The following is a 21,184-nucleotide window of genomic DNA, read 5'->3' on the forward strand; positions in this document are numbered from 1 at the left end:
AGATAATACTACCGAGTGCAGCAAAGCGGCGATGGCTAGCTATTTATCCGCTAGGTGATGAGCCGAAAAGCTCAGACGGCAACCATAATACTAAACTACTTACTTTTGTTAACAGCCTTTGTAGCGTCTGAATGACTCTCTTGCGGCAATGCATTTTGCTTATACTCTAAAGCAGCAGTGATGCAGCTAGCCTCAAACTCTTCAGCGGTAACGGGCCTTGAAAACAGATAACCTTGACCATAGTCGCAACCCGCATCCGCAAGCACTTGACGCTGATAGTCTGTTTCTACGCCTTCGGCTATGACTTTCATACCGAGCTTATGTGCCATGACAATTATCGCTTCACAAAGGGTAAAATCATCGCTATTGCTGTCGAGGTTTCGGGTAAAAGATTGATCTATCTTTAAAAAGTCTATGTCGAACTTTTTAAGGTAGGCTAAAGAGGAGTAACCAGTGCCAAAATCATCCAGTGATATTTGCATGCCGGCATTGCGATACTGCTCTAGCTTACTGTAAATAGTCTGGTTGCTATCTAATAGTAAACCTTCTGTGATTTCGACGCAGATAGAGTTCCGACTAAGGTTCAGTGTTTTAAGCAGTGCAACCCAAGAATCTAGACTCTCTCCTTCATCTCTAAACTGTACTGGAGATTTATTAATACTTATCTGTACTTCAATTCCAAATCTATCACGCCAAAGCGCGCACTGACGTGCTGCTTGCTGAAAAACCCAATTACCTATCTCTACGATTAAACCCGTTTCTTCCGCAACTGCAATAAATTCGATGGGAGACACTAAGCCACGCTTTGGATGATGCCAACGAATAAGTGCTTCAGCTTTAACGGTGGGATCACCCGCTAGACACACTATTGGCTGGTAATAAAGTTCAAACTCTTGGTTGGTCACCGCGAGTCGTAAATCTTGGATTAAGCGCATCCGGTACTTGGCATTTCGCTGCATTGAAGGTGTAAAATAGTGGAATCGATTTCGGCCCTGATCTTTAGCCGCATACATGGCTTGATCAGCGTGTTTGAGTAGCCCCTCAATACTGCTAGCATCATCAGGGTAAAGAGTAATACCAATACTTGCGCTGATATAAGAGGTTTCTTCTCCAAGGCTAAAGGGCTCAGCAAGACGATTCAAAATATTTTGGGCGACTTTATCCACGCCTTTTATATCTGTTATCCCAGATAGCACCACAGTAAATTCATCACCGCCTAAACGGGCAACAACATCGCTGTCTCTAATGCAGCTCTTTAGGCGCTTAGCTGCTTCAGTTAACAGTAAATCTCCCATGTCATGACCAAGTGTATCGTTTACCTCTTTAAAATAATCGAGATCGAGGAACATTAGTGCGAAGTGTTTTTCACGTCGGTCTGACTTTAAAATCTCACTGCCTAGATAATCAAGCAACATGCGACGGTTAGGCAAACCCGTTAAAGGATCATAATTAGCCTGTTTCCAGATAATCTGTTCAGCCTGTTTTTTATCGGTAATGTCGGAGAATAGCGCCACTCGTCGCTCTGTTTGGGCTTCTGAATCAAACAGCGTATTTATCGTTAACCAGACCACTAGCTCTTCGCCATTTTTGCGCCTAAGCCACATCTCTCCTTGCCAGCGTCCCGTCTCCTCTACTGCCAGACTAATCTGTTCATATACGCTGTAGTTGTTACGCTTGCACTGCAGAATTTGAATATTCTGATGTTTGATTTCGGCTTCGCTATATCCAGTAATATCGGTAAAAGCTGAATTAGTGGTGATAATAACGCCAGCTTCATCTTGCACACTCATCGCTTCGCTACTGTTGTTATAGACTGACGCAGCTAATTTTAAAGACTCTTCGACTCGCTTACTGTCAGTGATATCAGAATGCACCCCACACATGCGCAACGGTTTATTGTTTTCATCCCGACTAACAATTTTGCCAGAATCTAAAATCCAGCGGATCTCTCCAGTATGAGCATACATGCGATACTCTATTTTATGTTGATCACTGATACCGCTAAGATGCTCATCTATTGAACTCAGTACTTTCACGCGATCATTGGGGTGAATTGCACGCATCCAAAGCTTAGGATTTTCATTAAGTGTGGTGACATCACAACCCAGCAAATTGGCGCTGAGCTCATTACGCTCTACTTTATTATTAACAATATCCCAGTCCCAGAAACCCAATTCACTACTACCTAGTACCAGTGCGAGTTGCTCCTGGCTCGCCAACATAGCCATTTCAGCTTGTTTCTGTGAGCTTCGGTTAAGCAAACCAACAATAACCAATTCAACTTTATCTTGGTTGCGTTGGCATGCCACGGTCATATGGGTATAAACAATAGAGTCATCGCTAGCAATCAGTCTGATATCGAGTTCAAATTCATCGATTTCCCCCGCGAGCATATCGGCGTAATAGTGCCTATAGAGGTTAAAATCACTATGATGCAGTAGGTCAGCCCAAAGTAATTCAAGCAGCTCTGACTCGCTATATTGCAACATCTGACAAAGATTTGGATTCACCTTTATCCATTGATGGTCAACGTCGGTGATAGCAATGCCCATGCTGCCCGCTTGAAAGTGGGATTTGAATAATAAATGGTCTTGAAGTTTTATCTTTTGGTCTCGCTGGATCTCAATGCGTCGAGATAGCAGCATTCCCAATAAAGCCGTGGTGATAGGGAAAATAACTAAGAAAGGTAAAGTGATCGCTTTCAATAGTGAAAAAGCCACTTCAAAGGGCATAACCAAGCCCCAAAGTAAGGCGATAATGTGCAAGCTAAAACCAAATACTAACAGCTCTCTAAAGCGAATATCACCAATATCGCCGCTGCGGTACTTACCCCATAAATAGCCTACCAAGCCCGAGGTCATAATTGTCCCCACGCCAGACCATACCGCTACGCCTCCTTCACTAAGTCGAAATAATCCGCTAATAATCACAGCGACAAGTGTGGGGATCCCACCGAAAAACATCCCTGAAACACCAAGGATAACGGTTCTTGAATCAAAAAAAACGCCTTCCGTATATTGCCAAGGGCTCAACATCACGGAGATAGAAATCACCCCAACAAGGGCGCCAATGCCCACTCTCCAAAGCACATCTAACTCTCGCTTATGACTACGCGGGAACGCGTCATATACGAACACCATTGCTAGTAATAGCGCTGCATTTTGAATAAGCGAGAAAAATAAACTTTGATCCATAAAGAACAATTCGTCCGTGCAGTAATTTACATCTATTTGATCAATATTCTAGCAGATTAAGGGGTAATTAATATCTATCTTACAGTTATGCTTACTTTCCAAAAGTGCAAATTACAGCAGGTTGCGTTAGAGGGTTACAACTAATGAAACAAAGTGGGTATCTAATCAGAACGTTAAGTTATTATCAGTCGGCCAATATTTAGCATTACAGACACAAGAATTCACAACATTAAGACTCTGTAATAAAGCGTAAAAAGTTACCATTTCCAAGCCGAATGAGTGGGGTTACCCACACTCATTCCACCGTTTTCTGTTAGCTGGTACTAAGCAACGCTATGGTTAACAAGCGTAGGCTTAAGCAGATTTTCATGCACTGGACAACGGTGACAAACGGTATCGAGGAACAGATTCTTCTGCTCATCATCAAGCTGAATATCATCTATTTGAGCATCCATGACCACAACAACATCAATCAATTTGAAACCAACTGGATCCTCAGAAGGTTTACCGAGTAACCCAGCAGTATTAAGCTGTGCTTTCATCGATACATCAAACTGCTGCAGATCTATTTTTTGCTCACGAGCAACCATTTTGGCGATTGTTGAAATACAACCAGCCAATGAGAAAATAAAGGTTTCCAAAGGATTAGCGCCTTCATTACCACCGGTTGGCTGGTCAATCACTAGCTGATGCTCACGGATTTGCGTAGTCACCTTCCAGCCTTCTGCCATGTGTGTATTTACTTCAATAGTCTTATTCGCCATTTTCACATCACTCCATTAGATTTAATTCAATGAGTTTATTCTAATGGATTTACTGGTAAAAACTCAAATTAGTCTCACAGTTTTAGCATTCAACCTAAAGTCGCTCGAACTCACGGCTTATGGCGCTAGAACCAAGCGATGGAAATGTTGCTGGTGAAGGTGACGCTGTCATTGAAATCAGCCACTCCAAGTGGTTTGCATATAGGTATGTTAAACTGGTGCCACTTTCATCAATATTTATCATTAGACCACAATAAATATGCCCTCGACTAAATCAGTACAACAAAGTAAAACCTTTAATTTCCCGGTACAGATCTACTATGAAGATACCGATTTTTCTGGTGTTGTGTATCACCCTAATTTCTTGAAGTATTTTGAGCGTGCTCGTGAACATGTGATTGGTGCCAAGAGCTTAGCGAGTTTATGGGACGAGCATGATTTGGGTTTTGCAGTTTATCGCAGTGACATGCTTTGTCATGACGGCGTAGAGTTTGCTGACATTATCGATATTAGGACTCGTTTTTATTTTGAAAGTAAATATCGCACAGTTTGGCTGCAAGAAATTTGGCGCCCTAACGCTAAAAAGCCTGCAGTAACGGCACAAATCGAGATGATATGTATGAACAAGAACCGCCAACTTTGCCCTATGCCTCAGATATTAATCAATCGACTTGGCGAAGCATTTTCACAGCCTGTTACTTTTTAGTTCGTGCTATTGGATAACGGATGACAACTTCGGCCACTTGACCTCAAGTTCGGCCGGAGTCAAAGGCTTTGCAAACACATCGCCCTGAATTTTATCTACGCCCATTTGAACAATAATCTGTTTTACCACTTCGGTTTCGACGCCTTCTACAGTAACTTTAAACCCCAAGCCTTTTGCTAAACGAATACTGGTATCCATTATGTGTTTTGCTTGCTCATCAGTTTCTAGTCCTTCAACAAACGCTTGATCTATTTTTACTTCATCAACGGGCAAGTATTTCAAATATGCGAGTGAAGAGTGGCCGGTGCCAAAGTCATCTATAGCGATATCAACCCCAATATTACGTAATCGATTAATAGCAAGAACTGCGCTATCAATATCTTCCATCAATTTACTCTCTGTTAGCTCAATTGATAGCGCGTCAGCGGGAAGTTGATACTTGACTAACCTAGCTTCAATCTCTTCAATGAGTGCCTGATTCTTTAAATCTTGAGTCGACAAATTAACAGCAACTTGCAGTTCGATCCCCAATCTACGCCACTTAGCTTGTTGAATAACCACTTGATCGAGCACCCATTGGCTGATCAAATCAATCATTCCGGCATACTCTGCTAGCGGAATAAACTCAGCCGGAGAGATATTGCCTAAGGTTTTGTGTTGCCAGCGCATTAACGCTTCAACTTGGTTACACCCTAATGGCCGAAAGTTTTGTTTAGGCTGATAGACCATATAGAGCTCGCCGTCCTGCAGCGCTTTCACTAGGCTATTAATAATCGATACTTCGCGTAACTGCACTGCATCATCGCCAAGTTCATAATGAGCTATGGCGCTATCGAACTTTTTAGCTTTTTTAAGGGCTAAATCCAACCGACGCAACATAGTGCTGATGTCGCCATAAAAACGCTCCAGCCCTAAATGCCCAATCTGAACACGCACTGTAATCGGGCTTTCAAACACACTATAGGGCTGCTGTAAATATTGAATAAAAATGCCTAGCTCTGTCTCTGTCACTCCTTCAGGAAAATAGATCAGAAACTCATCTTCATTCATTCTGGCTATAGTTGAACTGGAATGGACATCAACTTCAATCCTGTTAGCAATCTGCTTCAATAGCTCATCACCAAAACTGAAACCAAAGAGGTCATTCACATAGCGGAATCGATATATATCAAGCAATACCAGGCTTCCCCGCTTAAGCGGCATCATGCTGGCCAACTTTTGCTTAATGCTTAAACGATTACTTAACCCGGTTAATTTATCGTATCCAGCTAGATGCAATTGCTGTTTTAATTGAGAAACCACCTGCTCAACTTGCGAGAGTGATTGCGGCGCACTCTCTAATGAAGAATTAACCCGAAAAGGTTCACCTGATTGGTGACTTACAGATGAGTACAATTGCTTAAGTTGACGCCGGCAAAGCAGATACTGCCAAAAAGCTACAGCTAATAGCAGTACGAGCACCATACATGCAACCGAGAGTAGCTCAACTTTATCCATTCAATATAACTTTAACTGTTATCTGCCTAGGTATTTTAATCGCGTGTTCCTCATGAATTTGATGCAGTAAGAAGACCTGATGCTATCCACTCTAAAGCTGCCTTAAACTATAGCCTAGCCTTTAATAAGTAGCTTACTCATAACTCGCTTTAATTGAGTAGTAAATCTCCAGAAATTCATCACTTGCTAACTCTGAAGGAGATACAGGAATTGCTTTGGCGCTAAAGACTGCCAATCGAGCCTCTAACTCATTACCCGAACGCAGCTCACCGGTATAAAGTGCTGCAGCGCGAATAAAGTCGAGATAACCCACCTCTTCGCTAGAGTAAGATAGGTCAGCCCAGCGCTCTACCACTTCCATGACACTGGGAGAGAAAGCCCAATTTTTAAGTACTGCACGGCCAATAGGACCTTGTAGTTTACGCACTAAAGTTCTTAATTGGTCGATATCATCAACGAGGTTTGGATCCGCTTCAACTTCCGTTAAAACAGGTAAAGCACCAATATTATGTACCAAACCCGCAAGTGTCATAGTATCTGCATTTAGACCGCTATTAGGGTGCTTACGGTTATAGAGTTGCAACAAAGCGACCGCTGCCGAGGTGACATCAATAGAAGTACGCCAAACCTCATCCATCACTTCCCACACTAACTCATTCGTCGATATGAACAACTGCTCCATCGCAATAGAAGTCACAATGGTCTTTATTTGGGCCAATCCAATTCTGTTGATGGCCGCATTGACGTTACCAGCTGGTACGCCACGTGAATATATTGCACTATTTGCCACCCTAATTATTCGGGCTGAAATAGCGGGATCTTGTCCAATAATATCGGCAACATCTTTTAGACTAGTGTCGTCGCGACCTACGACCTCTTGCACTCGCATAGCGACCTCTGGCAAGGTCGGCAATACTAATGAATCTGCTTTTAATTTTCTTAACAAACCAACTAATACTTGATGCTCTTTTGACATCTTTACTCCCTATATTACTCGTATTAATTTGCAGCTGGTCGAGTATATCAGTTGAATCCTCGTGAGCACGTGCAAAATAGCCATATTAGGTTAATACTTAGATAATTGTTCAAATGAAAGATGAATTGAGTAAAAAACGTTACCAGCATCACAAGAATTCAAAATAAACGACTCAGCTCGCTGCGTTAGCACTTAATATAAGCGGTCCTGCGCCTTGCATTAGCCCCCTTTGATTAAGTAAAATGCGCGGCCGTTTGCCTAAACCTTACCCGTTAACAGAGAAGTTATTATGTTTAAACCTGAGCTACTATCCCCAGCCGGAACCCTTAAGAATATGCGTTACGCCTTTGCCTATGGCGCTGATGCTGTTTACGCCGGTCAGCCAAGATACAGTCTTCGAGTACGTAATAACGACTTTAAAATGGAAAACCTTGCTGCAGGCATTAAAGAAGCTCATAGCTTAAATAAGAAGCTTTATGTGGTGAGTAATATTGCCCCGCATAACGCCAAGCTAAAAACCTATATCAAAGATATGGAGCCTGTTGTAGCAATGCAGCCAGATGCGCTGATCATGTCTGACCCAGGTCTTATCATGATGGTCAGAGAAGCTTTCCCTGATCAAGTCGTACATCTATCGGTACAGGCAAATGCAATTAACTGGGCTTCGGTTAAGTTTTGGGAGTCTCAAGGCATTAAGCGTGTCATTCTTTCTCGTGAGCTTTCTCTTGATGAAATTGAAGAGATCCGCCAGCGCTGTCCAGACATCGAACTTGAAGTATTTGTCCATGGTGCATTGTGCATGGCGTATTCAGGCCGCTGCTTACTCTCTGGTTATATCAATAAGCGCGACCCTAACCAAGGTACATGTACCAATGCTTGTCGTTGGAAATATGATGTCCATGAAGCAAAGCAGACTGACACAGGCGATATAATTGCCGTTAACCCAGATGTGCAAATAGAAACGCCAACACTCGGTGCAGGTGAGCCTTCAGACCAAGTGGTTTTATTACAAGAAGCCGGCAGACCAGGCGAATATATGCCAGCATTTGAAGATGAACATGGTACTTATATCATGAACTCTAAAGATCTTCGTGCTATCCAACATGTTGACCGCCTAACAAAAATGGGTGTTGACTCACTAAAAATTGAAGGCCGTACTAAATCTTTCTACTACGTAGCTCGTACTGCGCAGCTATATCGTCAAGCGATTGAAGATGCCGCGTCAGGGAAAGACTTTGACAGAACATTAATGCATAACCTTGAAGGCTTAGCGCATAGAGGTTATACCGAAGGTTTCTTACGCCGCCACGTGCATGATGAATACCAAAACTATGACTACGGCTACTCAATCAGCGATACACAGCAGTTTGTCGGCGAATTTACCGGCCAACGCAACGAAGCAGGCCTTGCAGAGATTGATGTTAAGAACAAATTCCTCGTCGGTGATAGCGTCGAAGTGATGACACCACAGGGTAACCTTACAATTAAGGTGGATAGCCTAATCAACCGCAAAGGCCAAAGTGTTGAAGCGGGTCTAGGTTCAGGGCACTTTGTCTTCTTAGACGTTCCTGCTGGCGTTGAGCTAGATAAGGCGGTATTACTGCGTAACTTACCGCAAGGCCAGGATACTCGAAATCCTCATCAAGCTACTGACGCAGCAGCTAAATAATCAGACAAAACAATAAGGCGCGTTATCAGCGCCTTGATAAAGGTATTAAGTAAGCAATGGCATTATTAATCGACGACAGCTGCATTAACTGTGACATGTGTGAACCAGAGTGCCCAAATGAGGCTATCACCATGGGCGAGGAGATCTATGAGATTGAACCGCTGCTTTGCACTGAATGTAAAGGCCATTACGATAAGCCAACTTGTATTTCAGTTTGTCCTATTGATTGCATTGCCGTCGATCCAGACAACAAAGAATCTGATGATGAGCTACTGGTCAAATACCAAATAATTACCGGTAAAACCGTTTAACAAAAAGGCGCCAACGGCGCCTTTTTATCGTTAATCAACGCTTGTTAACTTCCCATCGCTATCAAACGGCCAGTCAATTCCTAACCAGGCTTTAAAGAATGCTTTTTGGGCACGGCTTGGCTTAGCAACGCTACTAATCGCCATTTTGCCACTTTTCTGTTCGCCGAGCGTCAGTTTGACCTCTTTCAATCTGTCATTACTAAACAGAGTCAGGGTGATCTCTCCACCAGCTTTAAAATCTTTGATACGAGAGTCAAACCCTGCTGCTGTCACTTTTAAGCCATTAACTGCAACGATTTCATCGCCAAGCACTATACCTGCATTCCATGCCGGCCCATTGCGTAATACACGTGACAGTATCAAACTATCAGATCCCAGCGTCACTCCAATAAAAGGTTCTGATTTCGCATCAGCGCCATAGCCAACAGCTAATCCTGCTTGCTCTAACATAGATTCAAAGTCTAAACTTATCGGTGAATTAACATGTTGCTGCCACCACTTCTCATAACTCGTACCTGAAAGTTGCTGCAAGATACTCTTTACATCATCGATATTGTAGCCAGCTGGAATACGATGCGATTGGTACAGCTCTCGATGAACGTCTCGATATGAATGCTTTAATTTAGTTTCATTTAGCAACGAAAAATCAAGCGCTAACGATGTCAAATAACCTTCTGAATAAATATTTGTACTATGGTTCACCGCATAATCACCACCGGTACTAGCCCATTGGTTAGCACTGGCGCTGGCAACCGATTGAATTTCACGCCCTGGCGTTTGCTCACTTTGCGTCACTCTTTTAGCTAAATCCTCAAAAAATTCTTTTGCTGTTATGACTCCTGCACGTAGCAGTAACTGGCTTTGAAAGTAACTTGTTGAGCCTTCTGCTATCCAAAGCAGTTGTGTAATCCCTTCCTCTTGATAGTCATAAGGAACTAACCCTTGAGGACGGTAAGCTTTGACATTCCAAGTATGAATAAACTCATGAGAAGCCGTTTTAATAAAGCCAAGATAATCTTTACGGTCGCGGTAGCTAAAGCGCGGGCGCTGAATAATGGTTGAATTCAAGTGCTCTGTGGCACCACGAGCTCCGCTGGTTGCATGCACCATGTAAACATAACGTTCGAAAGGATAATCGTCCCAAATGACCTCTGCTTGGCCACTTAGTTTGCTCAAGTCATCAACCATCTTATCGATGTCGTAATTCCCCTCGCCCCAAATCACCAATTCATATTGCTTGCCGTCAGCTGTAAACTCTCGATGCTCGTTGATCCCGGTTTCTATTGGAGAATCAACCAGAATGTCGTAATTAGCAGCGGTAAAACTATGGGCTGTTTGTCCTTTATCCATACCTGAATAGCTATTCCATTCAGCAGGTACAGACAAACTGACATTGATGGGCTCGGCTCTAAACTCTGGGCTGTACACAAATGTACCACTAGCATCGAGAAAGGCATGAGAGGCATCAATATGATTGACTCGTTGCCCAAGCTTATTTGCATACAGCTGATAAGAAACAGTCACAGCCGTTGGCTTATCAAGCGCAACGGTCCACTCTCCACTTGCTGTTCTTGTCCATGGAAGCACACTCCCACTGGAGTCCTTTGCAGTAAAAAGCCTTACAGAATCGGCCAGAGGCAGCACTTCGTACTTACCGGTACGCCAAACTGGAAGATTTACCACTAATGTTGCAGATGATGTTTTAGGAAAGCTCACTTCGACTTTAGCTAAATGATGCTGTGGATTCAGTAAATCTATTGAGTAATCAACGTCTGCAATCGCTACTGGAGAAATTAATGCGCTAAAAGTTAATATTAGGGGGAGTACTGGTTTCACTCTCGCTTCCTTCTGTTATTATTGTTTTAATTAAGCCGAAAAGTATAACATTTTGCTTAATTACACCAATTAAAATAACAAAAATATTTAGCTCATTAGCAGATGCTTAGAGCAAGGAATTATGTTCCCATGCGAAGTTTGTTTACTCTCTTTTTCATAATATTATCTTTTACCATGTGCCAGTCAGCTTATGCAATAAGCCGAGATGCTGTTGCGACGGAACGTGAATTTAGAGAGTTCCCAAATAAACTACGCCAATCCGTTAATCTGAACCTGCCTGTCATTCCCGAATTTGCTAATGAAAATGAACTGCGTCAGTTTGCAGTTCAAAAAGGTATTGCTGTCGCTGACATAAAGCAAGAATTACGCTTGCTGGCAAGGTTATCACTCGATCTATCATCTAAAGATGATGCTCGATATATAACAGCTAGAAAAATCATTGATCAGCTTGAGCTGGTGGCTGAAAGTGGTTTTGATAACAGTTATGTACTGATGTTAAATGGCCGCTACATAGGCAAGAACAAGCAAGATTTTCATACCGCTATTGAGCTATATCAACAAGCAGCTAACGCACTACCCGCGACTAAAAATAGAGAGGAACAAGTATTACTCTTCATCATCAATGATCACTTAGGAGTGCTACATATGATGCTGCGACAGAAAGACCCCGCTCTGCAGTATCTCATGAGTTCAAGAAATGTTGCGCTAGAATTAGCAGATCCCTATATCCGTGCTCACGCAGAGTCTGTACTTGGAAAGTACTATTACAAACTGAAACGATTTGGCAAGTCGCTATCACATTACTCTGAAGCCATTAAGCATACTAAGGTAGAGGAAAACCCAACTCAAGATGCTCATATACAGCTGCAGCTTTCACGGGTTTATCGTGAACTAAAGTCCTGGGATGACGCTATTCTTTATGCTACTGGCGCCTCCGATATTTATCAGCGTCTTGGCAAAGAAACATATGTATCTTCAACGATGACCGTGATGGCGATGATTTATGCTGAACAAGGGCAATGGTATAAAACCATTGACTACTACTTAAATGCCCAGCAAATCGATGCCAAACTCGGCAATTATATCGGCCAGGCATTGAACTTTCATAACCTCGGCGAAGCTTATTACAAAATAGAAGACACTAAAAATGCGATATCACACCTACTTCGAGCCAGTGATATCTTTGTATCGCGTAACAGCAACCATTACCTAGTTTACAATCATCTATTAATCGCACAGGTATACAGCAGCCTCTCAGAGTGGGAGTTGGCTTTAAAGTATGCCAACTCAGCCGCCAACATAGCCGTTGACATGAAACTGAATGATGAGCATATCGAAGCATTGGGCTATAGCGCTGCGGCTCTAGAACAGCTTGGTGATTTCAAGCTGGCTTATCAACATATTAAGAGAATATCGAGTCTGAAAACCATAGACACCCATCAAGTAAATAATGAAGATCAGGCAAATACATTATTTCAGCTGCAAAAAATCAAACTCGAACAAAGCCAGACTAAGACTGCATTACAAAAAACGGAAGACCAGCTATCAAGCAGTCAGCTAGTCCTAGTCCTAGTCCTCACTTTGTTAGTATTGTCCTTAATGACGATGCTATCTCTGTATCTATGGCGTATGAAGAAAACTCTGCGGGCACAATCGGTTGAATTAGAAAAAAACAGCCTCTTGGATCCGTTAACCCAAACGGCTAACCAAGCCGCCTTTATCCGCGACTTTGGCTACTATAGTAATACTTTTAAGACGCTCGCTTTAATATCGTTAACAGATCAGCTTAACTTTGATCTCGCTCAAGGCTATGAATGTAATACCAAAATGAATAAACAGCAGCTAAGCGCTCTATCTAATGACTTAGGTTGTATTATTTACTTCATTCGCCCAGGTATCTTTCTGCTTAATTTCGATATTCAAGTTGCCCCAGATACGCTATTAAATAATGTTAGGAATAGCTTACAAGACAATTATGGCGATACGAGCTTACACATGGGATTGGTCAGTCTGCCGTTATTGACCAACCCAGCGCTTAAACTTTCTGCAGAGCAACATTTTGGCGCGCTGCAGATGATGCTATCTGCCGCAGTCACCCTTGGCAGTGATAAAGACTACTATGTGACATTAAAACCGCTTAAATTTGCATCGTCAGGCATATTTGTTCCGCCGCTATATCTCAATATAGAGAAAAGTATTATACGCGGCATCATCAAAATAGAGACCAACGGTCATAAGAGTGATATTGTTTGGCCAAGGTGGAAAAGTCATAAAAATGTCAACTTGAGCACTGAGTTAGATTAATCAAACTCATGTAGAGCCAAATTGCATTTAACTTACAAATAACAACTGTTAAAATAAAAATACACTTAGTCTTCAAAACGCAACGATCAAAGTTGTTGATGAAGCAGTAATAAATTGAGTCTAAACGTGTTGATAAAGGAAAATCTAATTAGATGAAGGATGCAGTAGCCAGCACGTCACAGCTAAGTGTTCTACAACAAAAGCTTTACTCAGCGAGGCAAGCCCTTGATGACATGAGTGAAGACTACAATGAAAAGTTACAACTACTTTTACAATTCATTGCTCAATTAAGCATAGCGTGTAAAGGGCAAAATATTGAGCTAGACAACAAACTAGCAAAGCTGCGTCACAAGCTAAGTCGTTTTAGTCAGATTGATGAGTCTCTTGCCGATCTCGAAGAGGTCGACGGAATATTGAAGCAACAATATAGCCGTGTCATGCAGCAATTAGAAGAAAGCCGCGGTTCTTTATCCAGCATTATCAGCCAAATCCAGCGACTTGACTCTCTTCCTACTAAGCTAAAGAAAGAGATCTCCTATTTTAAAAAAGAGCTAGCAAAACCTTTTCATACCTATTGGGATTACATTCCTAAAGTGGAAAAGATTGTGCATTTCTACAATGAGATCCTTAACGAGCAGCTAAAGCTCGGTGACAAATTTGAGGTCTTACCTAAACATCGCCAATCAGCTCAAGAGCTGGCGCAAATATTATCAGAAATTGAATTTAGAAAAGAACAACAAGAGCAGATTTCTGCAATAAAGTTATCGTTAACTGATGATTTCGAACTCGATACGCTATTAAGTGCTTACCAGGTAGTTTTAAGCCTACTTCTCGATAATATCGCTAAAGAGAAAACGGCATCTCAAGAGTTCCTTTTCATACTCAACGGTGCGCTAACCAACGTACGAGAAGTCGTTACTGATTCTTACAGTCATTCAGTTAAAAGTTTTCAAGTTGCCAAAAAGCTCAACGGCGAGATAAATAGCCAAGTAGATAATATTGATGGATCTGTAACTGATATTAATGATATCAGTCATTTGAAAAACCAGGTTACAGAGCAATTACTTGCGCTACGAACCGCACTCAGTCGTAAAGAGGCGTTAGAAAATAGAGAGCAGATCCAATTAAGACAATCTGTCGACGCACTGCGTCGAGAGCTCAATGAACTTAGTAAAGAGACAGAGAGCTATAAAGAACGTTTATTTGAACAACAAAAGCTAAACTTACTCGATACCCTAACGCAATTGCCAAATCGAGCCGCTTTGCAGGAGCGAATGGAAATTGAATACCGCAATTATAAACGCACTAAACAACCTTTATGGGTAGCTGTAGCGGATATTGATCACTTTAAATCTATAAACGATAGTTTTGGCCACAGTACTGGTGACAAAACGTTGCAAGTCATTGCAATGGCTCTTAAAAATTCTTTACGAGATACAGAATTTGTTTCACGATTTGGCGGTGAAGAGTTCGTGTTTCTTTTACCTGATGTTAGCGAAAGTGATATCAAACCTTTACTGAACCGAGTAAGAGAAAAAGTAAAAAGTATTCCCTTTAAGTTTAAAAATCAGAGAATTACAGTTACAGTATCTATAGGCGCAGCACAAATTATTGAAAATGAGCTCATTACTGAAACTTTTGAACGAGCTGACGCGGCGCTGTATAAAGCCAAACATCAAAGCAGAGATAGAGTCATCATTGACTCATAGGCTCTCCCCAGGCGTTATCCATTGTTAACGCCATCTATCTTTGAGGGACTGCCAAACTATCGCTGCTAAGGAGCTGCTATGATAGTGAAAATTAGTCCTAGAGGAAGCTTAGATCAGCTTTCACAACTCGAAGTTGACCGTCTCAAACAAAATGCTAAGAGTGAGCTTTACCAGCTCTATCGTAGCTGTTCGCTTGCGGTTTTAGCCTCAGGCTTGCAAAGTGACAATGCTAAAGACTTATTCAGTCGATTCTCCGATTTTAATATTAATGTGCTGAGGCGAGAGCGTGGCATAAAGATAGAGCTAACCAATCCCCCTTTAGAAGCCTTTGTCGATGGCGAAATTATCGCAGGTATACAAGAACATCTATTTTCCGTTTTACGCGATATTGTTTATATCTATGATAGATATGAGAACTTAAAGCATATCAATCTAACCAATGCCAATCACATCACTAACGTTGTGTTTGATATTTTGCGTAACGCCAGAACAATGCCAATGTTCGATCCAAATATCGTCGTTTGTTGGGGCGGACACAGCATCAACGCCATTGAGTACCAATATACTCGCGAAGTCGGCTACGAACTCGGTTTACGTAAACTAGACATCTGCACCGGCTGTGGACCTGGTGCAATGGAAGGACCGATGAAAGGGGCCGCTATTGGACACGCTAAACAAAGGGTCAATCATGCGAGATATATCGGTTTAACAGAACCGAGTATTATTGCCGCAGAGCCACCAAACCAGATCGTGAATGAGCTGGTTATCTTGCCCGATATCGAAAAACGTTTAGAGGCATTTGTCAGACTTGGGCATGGCATCATCATTTTTCCTGGTGGTGCAGGCACAGCCGAAGAGTTGCTCTATTTATTGGGTATTTTGCTTAACAAGCACAATCAAGACATCCCCTTCCCATTGGTGTTAACCGGTCCAAAAGAGAGTGAAGAGTATTTTCTTCGTATCGATGAGTTTATTGCAGCAACGCTAGGCGCTGAAGCGCAAAGCAAGTATCAAATTGTCATCGATGATCCTGCTGAAGTGGCGCGTATTCAAAAAGAAGCGATGGAGAAAATTAAAGTATTTCGTAAAGATAATGGCGACTCCTATCAATACCAATGGTCTTTAAAAATAGAACCTGAATTCCAGCTACCTTTTGAGCCGACTCACGAAGTGATGAGTAATTTAGATCTTCACGAACAGTCTAATAAGGCTGAGCTTGCGGCAAATCTAAGAAAAGCATTTTCCGGCATTGTCGCAGGCAACGTCAAAATGGAAACCATCAAAAGAATTGAAGAACAGGGTCCCTTTGAGCTAAAAGGCGAACCTAAACTCATGGCATTAATGGATGAACTCCTTAACGCTTTTGTTTCACAACAACGAATGAAGTTACCAGGAAGCGCTTACGTTCCCTGCTACAAAGTAATTAAATGAATAAATTTGTGATTCTAGACGGTATGAACTTAGTGCGGCGCATCCACGCCGCACAACCTAATGAAACTGATATCAGTGGGCTTAAAGAGCGTGTTCATGGTGCTTGTAAAAAGCTACTAAAGTTCCACCAGCCATCCCATGTGGCAATTGTATGGGATGGTAATGCGCTATCTTGGCGTAAGGCGTTATACGAAGATTATAAGAAGGGCCGTAAACCGATGCCAGAAGCGTTAGCTAACGGCCTTGACGATATCAAGCGCTATCTAGCCGAGCATCATATTGCTTCACTAGAAGCTGATTCTGAGGCTGATGACGTTATCGCCACTTTAGCCACTAAGCTTGTCAGCATTGGTGGAGAAGCGATTATCGTTTCGACTGATAAAGGCTTCTGCCAATTAAAGCACCCAAACATCAAGCAGTGGGATCACTTTAACCAAACCTATATGACGGTTGAAGCCATGGAGCAAAAGCTAGGTGTTGAACATAAACAGTTTATTGATTATCTAGCACTTGCGGGTGATAGCGGCAATAAGATCCCTGGAGTGCCCGGCATTGGGCCGAAATCTGCGGTTGAATTGTTAAAGATATTCAGGTCACTTGCCAACATTTACAGCTCGATAGAACAGGTCGGTTCCAAACAAGCCAAAAAACTCGAAGAGGGTAAGCAACTTGCAAGGCTTAGCTATAAACTTGTTCAACTTCAATTGGATATGCCACTTAATGCTAACCTTAAGCAATTTAGACTGCCAAAAGAACAGTAACGAATACTAAACTCAGATGTTACACCACTTACAACTGTTAACAAAAAGTTAGCAATTTGGCGTTTACCACAATCAGTTTGCATAGTATCGTAGCCAGTAATTGGAATTGCCTCGCAAGGAACCCGAGTACAAATGAAATCCAAAGTCCCCGTAATCATAGGCTCAATCTTTGTAGCCTATATTGCCTTTGTCGCTGTCATTATGGCCACTTATGACCCTACTCCGGATGAAATGGATTGGGAAGATAGACAAGCTTACAATAGAGCCCAATTGACAGAACTCGCGATCGGGCAGAGCATCGATGAAATAAAAACCATGTTTGGTAAAGCTGACTTCAGTGAAGCTAAAATCTCCAATCAACAAAATTTGCAGATATTATTTTACCGTACTCAACACAAAGAGTCTGATGGCGAAACAACTAAAGAGGAATGCACTCCGCTGCTATTTAAACAGGGAAGTCTTGTTGCATGGGGTGAAGATACCTATCAGCAATATTTAACCAGCCAAATAGACAGTCTGTAATGTGCCTTTTTTGCTTAGTTTTTCACGCTTAGAGCTAAAACGAGGGCAAGCTCTCAATTGAGCTTGCCCTCCTAGTCTGTTGTACCTCAAAGATGAGGTTTAACGATATTAGCCATCATTTGAATATGGTCATCATTATCATTTAACGCTGCGATATATCTGAACTGTTTGCCGCCAGCTTCTTCAAAAATCAGTCTGTTCTCACCCGCTATCTCTTCTAGGGTTTCTAAACAATCGGCACTAAACGCCGGACATACCACAGCAATGTCAGTAATACCGTCATTCGGCAAAGACTCCATCGTTGCATCTGTATAGGGCATCAGCCATTTTGCCTTACCAAATCGAGATTGGAAGGTTGTAATATACTGCTCTTCAGTTAGCCCAAGTTTTTCAACCAGCAGCTTAGTAGTGACTTTACAGAAGCAATAATAGGGATCGCCAAGATGAAGGTTACGCTCAGGCATACCATGATAAGACAGCACCAACTTTTGTGGCTGTCCATTGAGCTCAAAATCTTTAGTAATAGATGCAGCTAACGCATCTATAAAGTCAGGGTTGTCGTGGTAAGTGTTGATAAAGTGCAACGCGGGCAGATAGCGCCATGTCATCAGCTCTTTCGCTATCGCATCAAATGCCGACGCTGTAGTTGGCGCAGCATATTGCGGATAGAGCGGCAGTACGACTAACTTATCAACCCCCTCTTTATGCATCTCTTTCAACGTTGAAGCCACCGACGGCTGGCCATAACGCATACAGAACTTCACAGAAATGTCTTCCGAGCCTTCAAAGTGCTCTGCTAACTTCTTTGTTTGGCGTTTAGTGATGTCCATTAATGGCGAACCATCTTCAGTCCAAACTTGCTGATAAAGTGCTGCAGATTTAGCCGGTCTTACTCGCAGAATAATCCCATGAAGGATCAACATCCAAACTAACTTTGGAATTTCAACGACACGGGGGTCAGCCAAAAATTCTGCTAAATAGCGCCTTACTGCCGAAGGTGTGGCTTCGTCAGGCGTGCCCAAATTGACTAGCAATACACCGGTTTTACTGCGTTTTTTGTGCCCTTCTTCCTTGGATAACCCAGAAAACTTAGCCAAGAGAACTCCTTAAAATTTAATGTTGAAATAGATAACCGAAACAAGAATAGCAGTAGCTTTGAATACCTAGCGTACCTTAGCTTTTATTACGCTCAGATACATAAAAAGATCAATTTCTTATAATAAAAAGCTGACAATACAGTATATTGCCAGCTTGACCTTAGCCAAAGATGAATTGCCCTGGTTATCCAGAGCCTAAAACACTGATGTTAATCAAGGTTAAGGGTGACACCATCCATTGATGATGTACTGGTAGCATCTGAACCTTGCAACTTGATCATTAACCTCAAGTCATTAGGCGAATCTGCATGATGCAGCGCATCCGCATAGCTAATTTCGCCGTCACTATATAATTTTAATAGTGCCTGATCGAATGTTTGCATCCCCTGCTCGTTCGACTTAGACATGGTTTCTTTTAGCGAATGTAACTCATTTTTAGCAATCAAACTCGCCACTCGCGGCGTGTTAATCAATACTTCAATCGCCGCTCTACGCCCTGTCCCATCGCTTTTAGGCACCAGTTGCTGCGCCACAATACCACGCAAGTTAAGCGACAAATCAAACAATAACTGATGATGCTTACTTTCTGGCACAAGGTGCATAATACGGTCAAGTGCTTGGTTAGCATTGTTAGCGTGCAATGTCGCCATACAAAGATGGCCCGTTTCAGCAAAAGACAGCGCAAACTCCATGGTCTCCTGACTACGGATCTCACCAATCAAAATTACATCTGGAGCCTGACGTAGCGAGCTTTTGAGCGCCGCATCAAAAGACTCTGTATCAATGCCCACTTCTCGCTGAGTGATGATACTTTTTCGATGATCATGAACAAATTCAACAGGATCTTCAATGGTCAGAATATGGCCACGCGCATGAGCATTTCGGTAGCCAACGAGTGCAGCCAGCGATGTCGATTTACCCGTTCCCGTGCCACCAACCATAATGACTAAGCCACGCTTACTCATCACTAAATCTTTTAAAATAGGCGGCAGCATTAGATCGTCAACTTCGGGGATTTTGGTTTCAATACGGCGCATTACGCAGCCTGGTGCTTCCCTTTGCCAAAAGGCGCTGACACGAAATCGTCCAAGATCTTTAGCCGCAAAAGCAAAGTTACACTCACGAGACTCATGAAACTCCTCTTTTTGCACGTCAGTCATTAACGACTCAACAAACTCCAATGCTTGTGCTGGGTTAAATGCATTCTCACTAAGAGGGCGCAGCTCACCGTCTATCTTGGCACTAGGGGGAAAACCAGCCGTAATAAAAAGGTCTGACGCTTTTCGCTCAATCATCACCTTTAAAAAAGGACGAACATCCATAAGTATTTACCTATTAAAAATTGGTTTGCTTATTTGAACTCTTAAGCAAGGCATCTTCACGACTGATTTGACCGCGATTGACTAAGTTTTGTAAACATTGATCCAACGTTTGCATACCATGCGCCATGCCCGTTTGAATTGCAGAATACATTTGCGCCACTTTATCTTCTCTTATCAAGTTACGTATTGCCGGCGTGCCCATCATGATCTCATGAGCAGCAACTCGACCACCGCCCACTTTCTTAATCAACGCTTGAGAGATCACCGCTTGCAGTGATTCAGATAACATCGTTCTAACCATGCCCTTCTCGCCTTCAGGGAATACATCGACCACACGGTCAATGGTTTTAGCCGCAGAAGTCGTATGCAAGGTACCAAATACCAAATGACCGGTTTCAGCAGCAGTCATTGCTAATCTAATGGTCTCTAGATCTCGCATTTCGCCGACAAGAATAACATCTGGATCTTCACGTAATGCACTGCGCAAAGCCGCATTAAAACTATGAGTATGGCGATGTACTTCTCGTTGGTTAATCAAACATTGTTTGTTTTGGTGTACAAATTCTATCGGGTCTTCAATGGTTAATATGTGGTCGTGTCTGTTTTCGTTAATGTAATCAACCATTGCAGCCAAGGTGGTACTTTTACCTGAGCCCGTAGGCCCGGTAACTAATACAAGTCCACGCGGGAAGCTCGATATCTTCTTGAAGATCTCCGGCGCTCCTAACTGCTCTAAACTTAATATATCGCTTGGAATGGTACGAAACACAGCTGCAGAACCACGAGATTGGTTAAAGGCGTTAACACGAAAACGTGCAAGGCCGGGTACTTCAAATGAGAAATCTATCTCTAGATGCTCTTCATAATCTTTGCGCTGCTTATCATTCATAATATCGTACACAAGACTGTGAACACCTTGATGGTCTAGAGCGGGAAGATTTATCTTCCTCACTTCACCATCAACACGGATCATAGGAGAAACCCCCGCAGAAAGGTGTAGATCTGATGCATTGTGCTTTACACTAAAGGCAAGTAACTCTGTGATTTCCATAGTTTGGGATATCCATTCAACCAAAAATATACAA

16 protein-coding genes are annotated in these 21,184 nt (G+C 42.4%); 8 read left to right on the forward strand and 8 right to left on the reverse strand.

The features are described 5' to 3' along the window. Positions 1-95: 95 nt before the first annotated feature. Positions 96-3,194: an EAL domain-containing protein gene (locus K5R16_RS09295; protein ID WP_220737291.1), complete on the reverse strand. Its 3,099-nt coding sequence runs from the start codon at positions 3,192-3,194 to the stop codon at positions 96-98. A gap of 323 nt (positions 3,195-3,517) precedes the next feature. Next, entirely contained in the window at positions 3,518-3,958 is a 441-nt protein-coding gene (locus K5R16_RS09300; RefSeq protein ID WP_220737292.1) for an OsmC family protein, read from the reverse strand. Between the two features lie 259 nt (positions 3,959-4,217). On the opposite strand from K5R16_RS09300, the gene K5R16_RS09305 reads away from it, so the two are divergent. Continuing rightward, the gene (locus tag K5R16_RS09305; protein WP_220737293.1) at positions 4,218-4,664 is read left to right on the forward strand and encodes a thioesterase family protein; all 447 of its coding nucleotides are present in this window, start codon (positions 4,218-4,220) and stop codon (positions 4,662-4,664) included. 6 nt (positions 4,665-4,670) lie between these two features. Here the strand turns inward: K5R16_RS09305 and K5R16_RS09310 are convergent, their stop codons facing one another. Together K5R16_RS09310 and K5R16_RS09315 are read right to left on the reverse strand one after the other, a co-directional pair. Then, positions 4,671-6,161, reverse strand: coding sequence for a bifunctional diguanylate cyclase/phosphodiesterase (locus K5R16_RS09310; RefSeq protein ID WP_220737294.1), 1,491 nt, complete (start codon positions 6,159-6,161; stop codon positions 4,671-4,673). Positions 6,162-6,294: 133 nt separating this feature from the next. Beyond that, on the reverse strand, positions 6,295-7,137 hold the full coding sequence (locus K5R16_RS09315) for an HDOD domain-containing protein (RefSeq protein ID WP_220737295.1): 843 nt from the start codon (positions 7,135-7,137) through the stop codon (positions 6,295-6,297). A 289-nt stretch (positions 7,138-7,426) separates the two neighbouring features. Between K5R16_RS09315 and yegQ the strand changes: the two genes are divergently transcribed. Both yegQ and K5R16_RS09325 read left to right on the forward strand, forming a co-directional pair. Next, on the forward strand, positions 7,427-8,806 hold the full coding sequence (yegQ, locus tag K5R16_RS09320) for a tRNA 5-hydroxyuridine modification protein YegQ (RefSeq protein WP_220737296.1): 1,380 nt from the start codon (positions 7,427-7,429) through the stop codon (positions 8,804-8,806). Between the two features lie 56 nt (positions 8,807-8,862). Then, the gene (locus K5R16_RS09325) at positions 8,863-9,117 is read left to right on the forward strand and encodes a YfhL family 4Fe-4S dicluster ferredoxin (protein ID WP_220737297.1); all 255 of its coding nucleotides are present in this window, start codon (positions 8,863-8,865) and stop codon (positions 9,115-9,117) included. A 30-nt stretch (positions 9,118-9,147) separates the two neighbouring features. Here the strand turns inward: K5R16_RS09325 and K5R16_RS09330 are convergent, their stop codons facing one another. Further along, positions 9,148-10,953 (reverse strand): M61 family metallopeptidase, encoded by a 1,806-nt coding sequence (locus K5R16_RS09330; RefSeq protein WP_220737298.1) that lies wholly within the window; start codon positions 10,951-10,953, stop codon positions 9,148-9,150. Between the two features lie 129 nt (positions 10,954-11,082). On the opposite strand from K5R16_RS09330, the gene K5R16_RS09335 reads away from it, so the two are divergent. The 5 genes from K5R16_RS09335 to K5R16_RS09355 all read left to right on the forward strand — a co-directional run bounded on the left by K5R16_RS09335 (position 11,083) and on the right by K5R16_RS09355 (position 17,680). Next, a complete protein-coding gene (locus K5R16_RS09335) occupies positions 11,083-13,257 on the forward strand; it encodes a lipopolysaccharide assembly protein LapB (protein ID WP_220737299.1) in 2,175 nt (724 codons plus the stop codon). Positions 13,258-13,409: 152 nt separating this feature from the next. After that, complete coding sequence (locus K5R16_RS09340) at positions 13,410-14,966, forward strand: GGDEF domain-containing protein (protein WP_220737300.1); 1,557 nt, start codon at positions 13,410-13,412, stop codon at positions 14,964-14,966. Between the two features lie 78 nt (positions 14,967-15,044). After that, positions 15,045-16,397 carry a nucleotide 5'-monophosphate nucleosidase PpnN gene (ppnN, locus tag K5R16_RS09345; RefSeq protein WP_220737301.1) on the forward strand — a complete coding sequence of 451 codons (1,353 nt, stop codon included), beginning with the start codon at positions 15,045-15,047 and terminating at the stop codon, positions 16,395-16,397. Further along, the gene (gene xni / locus K5R16_RS09350; RefSeq protein ID WP_220737302.1) at positions 16,394-17,158 is read left to right on the forward strand and encodes a flap endonuclease Xni; all 765 of its coding nucleotides are present in this window, start codon (positions 16,394-16,396) and stop codon (positions 17,156-17,158) included. Before ppnN ends, xni begins: the two co-directional genes overlap by 4 nt. Positions 17,159-17,290: 132 nt before the next feature. Then, on the forward strand, positions 17,291-17,680 hold the full coding sequence (locus K5R16_RS09355) for a DUF3192 domain-containing protein (protein WP_220737303.1): 390 nt from the start codon (positions 17,291-17,293) through the stop codon (positions 17,678-17,680). An 86-nt stretch (positions 17,681-17,766) separates the two neighbouring features. Here K5R16_RS09355 and hemH read toward each other — a convergent pair whose 3' ends face one another. The 3 genes from hemH to K5R16_RS09370 form a co-directional block, all read right to left on the reverse strand. Beyond that, the gene (hemH, locus tag K5R16_RS09360; protein WP_220737304.1) at positions 17,767-18,777 is read right to left on the reverse strand and encodes a ferrochelatase; all 1,011 of its coding nucleotides are present in this window, start codon (positions 18,775-18,777) and stop codon (positions 17,767-17,769) included. 209 nt (positions 18,778-18,986) lie between these two features. Further along, entirely contained in the window at positions 18,987-20,099 is a 1,113-nt protein-coding gene (locus K5R16_RS09365; RefSeq protein ID WP_220737305.1) for a PilT/PilU family type 4a pilus ATPase, read from the reverse strand. A 13-nt stretch (positions 20,100-20,112) separates the two neighbouring features. After that, on the reverse strand, positions 20,113-21,150 hold the full coding sequence (locus K5R16_RS09370) for a type IV pilus twitching motility protein PilT (RefSeq protein WP_044556009.1): 1,038 nt from the start codon (positions 21,148-21,150) through the stop codon (positions 20,113-20,115). Between the last annotated feature and the right edge of the window lie 34 nt (positions 21,151-21,184).

The sequence above is a fragment of the Shewanella sp. c952 genome (genome assembly GCF_019654975.1).
Taxonomy (GTDB): domain Bacteria; phylum Pseudomonadota; class Gammaproteobacteria; order Enterobacterales; family Shewanellaceae; genus Shewanella.

What these genes read in the sequence shown, in the direction of transcription:
- K5R16_RS09315 (WP_220737295.1), bottom strand. Translation starts at nt 7,137, where the DNA reads ATGTCAAAAGAGCATCAAGTATTAGTTGGTTTGTTAAGAAAATTAAAA.
- yegQ (WP_220737296.1), top strand. Translation starts at nt 7,427, where the DNA reads ATGTTTAAACCTGAGCTACTATCCCCAGCCGGAACCCTTAAGAATATG.
- K5R16_RS09300 (WP_220737292.1), bottom strand. Translation starts at nt 3,958, where the DNA reads ATGGCGAATAAGACTATTGAAGTAAATACACACATGGCAGAAGGCTGG.
- K5R16_RS09365 (WP_220737305.1), bottom strand. Translation starts at nt 20,099, where the DNA reads ATGGATGTTCGTCCTTTTTTAAAGGTGATGATTGAGCGAAAAGCGTCA.
- ppnN (WP_220737301.1), top strand. Translation starts at nt 15,045, where the DNA reads ATGATAGTGAAAATTAGTCCTAGAGGAAGCTTAGATCAGCTTTCACAA.
- K5R16_RS09340 (WP_220737300.1), top strand. Translation starts at nt 13,410, where the DNA reads ATGAAGGATGCAGTAGCCAGCACGTCACAGCTAAGTGTTCTACAACAA.
- xni (WP_220737302.1), top strand. Translation starts at nt 16,394, where the DNA reads ATGAATAAATTTGTGATTCTAGACGGTATGAACTTAGTGCGGCGCATC.
- K5R16_RS09325 (WP_220737297.1), top strand. Translation starts at nt 8,863, where the DNA reads ATGGCATTATTAATCGACGACAGCTGCATTAACTGTGACATGTGTGAA.
- K5R16_RS09370 (WP_044556009.1), bottom strand. Translation starts at nt 21,150, where the DNA reads ATGGAAATCACAGAGTTACTTGCCTTTAGTGTAAAGCACAATGCATCA.
- K5R16_RS09295 (WP_220737291.1), bottom strand. Translation starts at nt 3,194, where the DNA reads ATGGATCAAAGTTTATTTTTCTCGCTTATTCAAAATGCAGCGCTATTA.
- K5R16_RS09310 (WP_220737294.1), bottom strand. Translation starts at nt 6,161, where the DNA reads ATGGATAAAGTTGAGCTACTCTCGGTTGCATGTATGGTGCTCGTACTG.
- K5R16_RS09305 (WP_220737293.1), top strand. Translation starts at nt 4,218, where the DNA reads ATGCCCTCGACTAAATCAGTACAACAAAGTAAAACCTTTAATTTCCCG.
- K5R16_RS09335 (WP_220737299.1), top strand. Translation starts at nt 11,083, where the DNA reads ATGCGAAGTTTGTTTACTCTCTTTTTCATAATATTATCTTTTACCATG.
- K5R16_RS09355 (WP_220737303.1), top strand. Translation starts at nt 17,291, where the DNA reads ATGAAATCCAAAGTCCCCGTAATCATAGGCTCAATCTTTGTAGCCTAT.